Origin of the sequence: Paenibacillus enshidis, from assembly GCF_042136365.1 — a bacterium.
Classification (GTDB): domain Bacteria; phylum Bacillota; class Bacilli; order Paenibacillales; family Paenibacillaceae; genus Paenibacillus; species Paenibacillus enshidis.
Map to the genome: position 1 here is coordinate 1 of NZ_JBHHMI010000087.1, position 414 is coordinate 414.

General features: G+C 51.2%; 4 tRNA genes. All 4 read left to right on the forward strand.

Annotated features, from left to right (window positions below):
- Window positions 1-76 (forward strand) — tRNA-Asn (locus tag ACE41H_RS25190).
- Window positions 77-111: 35 nt separating this feature from the next.
- Window positions 112-185 (forward strand) — tRNA-Met (locus ACE41H_RS25195).
- 3 nt (window positions 186-188) lie between these two features.
- Window positions 189-279: transfer RNA gene (locus ACE41H_RS25200), tRNA-Ser, on the forward strand.
- Window positions 280-337: 58 nt separating this feature from the next.
- Window positions 338-409 (forward strand) — tRNA-Glu (locus tag ACE41H_RS25205).
- Window positions 410-414: the final 5 nt, after the last annotated feature.

A 414-nucleotide genomic window follows, 5' to 3' on the forward strand; every position in this document is an offset into this window, starting at 1 on the left:
TCCCTGATAGCTCAGTTGGTAGAGCACTCGACTGTTAATCGAGTTGTCACAGGTTCGAGTCCTGTTCGGGGAGCCATTTTGCAGATTACTGATTTTACTATATATAAAGTTGGCGGCGTAGCTCAGCTGGCTAGAGCGTACGGTTCATACCCGTGAGGTCGGGGGTTCGATCCCCTCCGCCGCTACTCGGAGAGATACCCAAGTGGCTCAAGGGGACCCTCTGCTAAGGGGTTAGACTGCGTAAGCGGTGCGAGGGTTCGAATCCCTCTCTCTCCGCCAACTCGTTTGAAGACAGGTTTGATCTGTTTAATATATAGAATTAGTGTCTTATGAATAAGGCCCGTTGGTCAAGGGGTTAAGACACCTCCCTTTCACGGAGGTAACAGGGGTTCGAATCCCCTACGGGTCATATGG